The sequence below is a fragment of the Streptomyces sp. DvalAA-14 genome, assembly GCF_900091855.1.
Classification (GTDB): Bacteria; Actinomycetota; Actinomycetes; order Streptomycetales; family Streptomycetaceae; genus Actinacidiphila.
In genome coordinates this window covers 1-4,550 of sequence record NZ_FMCH01000224.1, presented here as the reverse complement: position 1 = coordinate 4,550, position 4,550 = coordinate 1, and the positions used below count along the sequence as shown (strand labels likewise).

Sequence of the window (4,550 nt, the reverse complement as noted above, 5' to 3'; positions counted from 1 at the left end):
CGCGGCTCCGGCTACGCCCTGGTGGTGTCGGCCGGCATCGGCGGCGGCTTCGCCCCGGCCGCGCCGGTGGGCTCGCTGGCGGTGGCAGCCGCGATCGTGGCGGCCGACCTCGGGGCGCAGACCCAGGAGGGCTTCGTGCCGGTCGCCGAGCTGGGTTTCGGGATCTCCGAGCATCTTCCGCCACCGGGGCTGGCCCGCGCCGTCGCCAGCGCGCTGGGGGCCGCCTACGGGCCCGTGCTGACCGTGTCCACGGTGACCGGCGGCGCCGATCGCGCCGCCGAGCTGAGCGGGCGTCATCCCGGCGCCGTCGCCGAGGCGATGGAGGGCTTCGGCGTGGCGGAGGCGGCAGCGGCGGCGGGGGTGCCCGTGCTGGAGATCCGCGCGGTGTCGAACGCGGTCGGGCCCCGGGACCGGGCGGCCTGGCGGATCGGCCCGGCGCTGGCCGCACTGACCACGGCTTTCGAGCGGCTCCCGGCCGCCCTGGCCGACTTCGGGGCACCGGCCGCCACCGCGGACGGCGCCGGGAAGCTCCCACCGGTACTGGAGGTTGAGGCTGAACATGGCTGACGTCAACGCGCTGCACATCGCGTACTCCCCCTGCCCGAACGACACCTTCGTCTTCCACGCCTGGGCGCACGGCCTGGTCCCGGACGCGCCCCCGCTCGACGTCACCTTCGCCGACATCGACATCACCAACGGGATGGCCGAGCGCGGCGAGTTCGACGTGCTGAAGGTGTCCTACGCGGTGCTGCCGTGGGTGCTCGACGAGTACGCGCTGCTGCCCTGCGGCGGCGCGCTGGGGCGGGGCTGCGGCCCGCTGGTGCTGACCCGGGAGGCCGGCCTGGACCTGTCCGGCCGGACGGTGGCGGTGCCGAGCGAGCGTTCGACCGCGTATCTGCTGTTCCGGCTGTGGGCGGCCGAGCAGGTGGCCGGCGGGGTGGGCGCGATCGTGGTCATGCCGTTCAACGAGATCATGCCCGCGGTACGGGACGGCCGGGTGGACGCGGGCCTGGTCATCCACGAGGCCCGCTTCACCTATCAGAACTACGGCCTGCACAAGCTCGCGGACATGGGCGAGCACTGGGAGTCCACCACCGGGCTGCCCATCCCGCTGGGCGCGATCATCGCCAAGCGCTCGCTGGGCAAGGAGCGGCTGCACGCGCTGGCCGACGCGGCCCGCACCTCCGTCCGGATGGCCTGGGACGACCCGGCGGCCTCCCGGGCCTATGTGCTGGCGCACTCCCAGGAGATGGACCCGGCCGTCGCCGACCAGCACATCGGGCTGTACGTGAACGAGTTCTCCGCCGACCTGGGCGAGGACGGCTACGCGGCCGTACGGGGACTGCTGACCCGGGCCGCGGCCGAGGGGCTCGTCCCGCCGCTCGCGGAGGACGCGCTGGCCTGGTGAGCCGTTCGGGTTTTCGAATGGCGCGGGCCGGATTTCACGAGATGGCCGAAAATCGTCGGCTCATCAGGCCGGAATTCACCGAAATGCTTTACCGGAAGCAGCCCTTCCGGTAAAGCACCGAAAAGCGAGCACGGCCTCGGGCCATGGCGGTCAGACGTCCAACTGGTCCGCCACCACCCGCAGGACCGAGGCAATCTTGGCCCCGTGCGCCTTGTCCGGATACCTGCCGCGCTGAAGCGAACGCGCGACCTCTTCCAGCAATGTGGTGAGGTCCTGCACGATGGGCAGCAGTTCGTCGGGCTTGCGGCGCTGCGCCGCGGCAACCGAGGGGGCGGGGTCGAGCAGGGTCACCGAAAGTGCCTGATCACCGCGCTGTCCCGCCACGACGCCGAATTCCACGCGCTGGCCGGGCTTCAGGGCGTCAACGCCTTCGGGCAGCACCGAGGAGTGCACGAAGACATCGCCGCCGTCGTCGCGGGAGAGAAAGCCGAAGCCCTTCTCGCTGTTGAACCACTTGACCTTGCCGGTAGGCACGTCCGACCTCGTCCTCATTGCTCGAAACCTCATCGGTACAACAGATCAGCGGGTCCACCGGAGACCCGCTGGCACCAGGCTAATGGCCCGCCGCCGTGTGACAAGACGCCGCGGTCCCGATGCACGGTCCACGACGCCACGCAACGGATCTACCCTTGTCGGGTGAGCAAACAAACCATGGGCGCCGGTGACCTGCTGGTGCGGATCGGCGCGATCGTGTTCCTCGTCGGGGCGGTCGGCACACTGGCGACCGTCGCGCCGCTGCTGCTGGACACCCGGCGACTGCCGACGCCGGCCTATTTCGTGTCCATGCTGATGGCGGTGGGCCTGGCGCTGGCCCTCGGCGGGCTGCTGCGCTCCGCGCTGGCCCAGCGGCAGGCGGCGCAGGTGCCGCCCGGTCCGGAAGCGGGCGGTCAGACCGCCGCGGAGCTGTAGGCGGCGAACCACGCGGGGAACTCGGTGAGGTCGTCCAGCACCACGTCGGCGCCGGCCGCCCGCAGCTCCGCCGCGGCGCACGGCCCGGTGGCCACCGCGACCGACAGCGCGCCCGCCACCCGGGCGCCGCGCACGTCACCGATGTGGTCGCCGACGTAGACGCTCGCGCCGTACTCGATCAGCGCCTCCGCCTTGGCCTCGGCCCACAGCCAGCCGCGCACCTCGGCGTCGATCCCGACGTGCGTCAGGTGCAGCCGCGCGTTCGGCTCGTACTTCGCGGTGACCACCACCGCCCGGCCGCCGGCCTCCTGGACGGCCCGGACGGCCTCCACCGCGCCCCGCATCGCCCGGGACGGCGCGATCGCGTGGTCCGGATACAGCGTCCGGTAGCGCTCCCCGACCGCCTCGATGTGCTCGGCGGGGAACCAGTGGGCCAACTCCTCGTCCAGCGGCGGTCCGAGCCGGGTGACCGCCAGCGCCGAGTCGATGAACACACCGGTCTCCAGGGCCAGCCGGTCGAACGCCGCCTTGATGCCGGGCCGCGAGTCGATCAGTGTCATGTCGAGGTCGAAGCCGACGGTGAGCGGGGCGAGGTCGTTGATCACGCCGCCCATTGTCCCCCGGGAGGTCAAGGGGGTGCGGCGCCGGGTGCGGGCCGGGGGCGGGCCCCCGGCCCGGCCGGTCGAGGCGCCCGCGCAACGCGTCGGCGGGCGCGGCGCGTTACGCCGTCCGGCGGGCCCGCCACACCAGGTACAGGGCGGATCCGACGGCGGCGATACGGATGGTGGCCGGCAGGGCGTCCTGGATGGCCGGGCCGAGCTGGCCCTGGGCGATGGGCGTGCTCCACTTGCCCACGTCGCGCCCCCACCAGCCACGACCAGCATGCCCGCGGCGGCGGCGCCCGGGATGCCGAGGATGCCGAATTTGGCCTGCGGGCGGGTGAGCCGCCGCGACAGGTAACCCATCAGCCAGCCCAGACCCATCGGGATGAGTGAGCCGATCACGGCGCCGGCCACGAGCAGAGCGGCGGCCAGCAGCAGCACCGGGCTGCCCCAGCTCTTGGCGCCGGCCGGCCGCGCACCGGGCAGCCGCGGCAGCCAGCGGCGGGCGCGGCCGGGCGCGGTCCCGGCGACCTCTTCCGCCGGGGCGCCCGGTTCCTGCGCCGGGGCGGGCACCAGGCGCTTGCGCAGGACCGGCTGATCGTCCTGGGCCAGTTCCTCGTCGTCGAAGGGGATGGTGATGCCGCCGGTCATCCCGGGCAGTCCGGCCAGCTCGTCCCCGGCCCGCATCCGCTCGCCGGGGCCTTCGACGCGCCACCAGTCGGTGCCGGCATCGCCGCCCGGGGCCGCCCCGGACCGCGGCCCGGGCTTGGCGGACGGCCCGTAGTAGCCGAGCGGCGGCTGCGCGGACGGCGGCTCGGGCTCGGTACGCCCGCCGCCGAGGCCCTGCCCTCCGCCGCCGGCGGTACTGCCGGCCGCCGCCTCCACCACCGCGTCGGGCGCACCCATACGGTCCAGGATGCGGCGGACGGTGGCCGGGCTGTCGGTGGCGCCGCGCTCCCGGTCGATGTCCTTGCGCAGCTGGGTGACCAGCCGCATCCGCTGGGCGGCCGGCAGCGCGGTCTGCGCCAGGTCGCCGACCCGGCTCAAGTAGTCGAACACCAGCTGATCGCTCTCGACGCCCACCGCCAAGCCCCCTTCCACCGCGCCCGGTTCAGTCTTCCGGCGACTTTCCCCCGACGGTACCGGGCCGACGGGGCGGCTGTCCGCAGCCGACGGGCGCGCCCGGACATTCGACCGGTGCGGCTAATGTGGGACGGATGAGGAGTGAAGGCGGACCCACCGGCCCGCGCACCCTGGCGGAGGACCTGCGCGCACGAGACGACGCGGCGCTGGCCCTCCTCCTGCGCGCCCGCCCCGATCTCCTGACCCCGGTCCCGAACGACCTCACCCAACTCGCCACCCGCGCCGCCACCCGCACGTCGGTGCTGCGCACGCTGGACCGGCTCGACACCTTCACCCGGCAGGTCGCCGAGGCCCTCGCGGTCTCCGCCGACCCGAGCGACGAGGCGTCGCTCCGCGCCCTGATGACGGGCCGCCCGGCGCCGCCCACCGCGGGCGCCGAAGCGGATCCGCCGAGAGACGCCGCCGGCGACCAAGCCGGGCGCAACCCG

5 protein-coding genes and 1 pseudogene are annotated in these 4,550 nt (G+C 74.2%); 4 read left to right on the top strand and 2 right to left on the bottom strand.

Going from position 1 to position 4,550, the window contains the following annotated elements:
* Together GA0115240_RS11890 and GA0115240_RS11885 are read left to right on the top strand one after the other, a co-directional pair.
* A partial coding sequence (locus GA0115240_RS11890) for a futalosine hydrolase (protein WP_093736645.1) occupies positions 1-567 on the top strand: 567 nt, incomplete at its 5' end.
* The gene (locus tag GA0115240_RS11885) at positions 560-1,408 is read left to right on the top strand and encodes a 1,4-dihydroxy-6-naphthoate synthase (protein ID WP_093736644.1); all 849 of its coding nucleotides are present in this window, start codon (positions 560-562) and stop codon (positions 1,406-1,408) included. The genes GA0115240_RS11890 and GA0115240_RS11885, both read left to right, overlap by 8 nt.
* 150 nt (positions 1,409-1,558) lie before the next feature.
* Here the strand turns inward: GA0115240_RS11885 and GA0115240_RS39015 are convergent, their stop codons facing one another.
* Positions 1,559-1,942: a cold-shock protein gene (locus tag GA0115240_RS39015; protein WP_093736643.1), complete on the bottom strand. Its 384-nt coding sequence runs from the start codon at positions 1,940-1,942 to the stop codon at positions 1,559-1,561.
* Positions 1,943-2,104: 162 nt separating this feature from the next.
* Between GA0115240_RS39015 and GA0115240_RS11875 the strand changes: the two genes are divergently transcribed.
* The gene (locus GA0115240_RS11875) at positions 2,105-2,377 is read left to right on the top strand and encodes a hypothetical protein (protein WP_256069770.1); all 273 of its coding nucleotides are present in this window, start codon (positions 2,105-2,107) and stop codon (positions 2,375-2,377) included.
* Here GA0115240_RS11875 and GA0115240_RS11870 read toward each other — a convergent pair.
* The gene (locus GA0115240_RS11870) at positions 2,356-2,991 is read right to left on the bottom strand and encodes an HAD family hydrolase (RefSeq protein WP_093736641.1); all 636 of its coding nucleotides are present in this window, start codon (positions 2,989-2,991) and stop codon (positions 2,356-2,358) included. The two genes, GA0115240_RS11875 and GA0115240_RS11870, sit on opposite strands and share 22 nt — an antisense overlap.
* A gap of 1,205 nt (positions 2,992-4,196) precedes the next feature.
* On the opposite strand from GA0115240_RS11870, the pseudogene GA0115240_RS11860 reads away from it, so the two are divergent.
* A pseudogene (locus GA0115240_RS11860) lies at positions 4,197-4,550 on the top strand (DNA-binding protein); the annotation flags it as partial.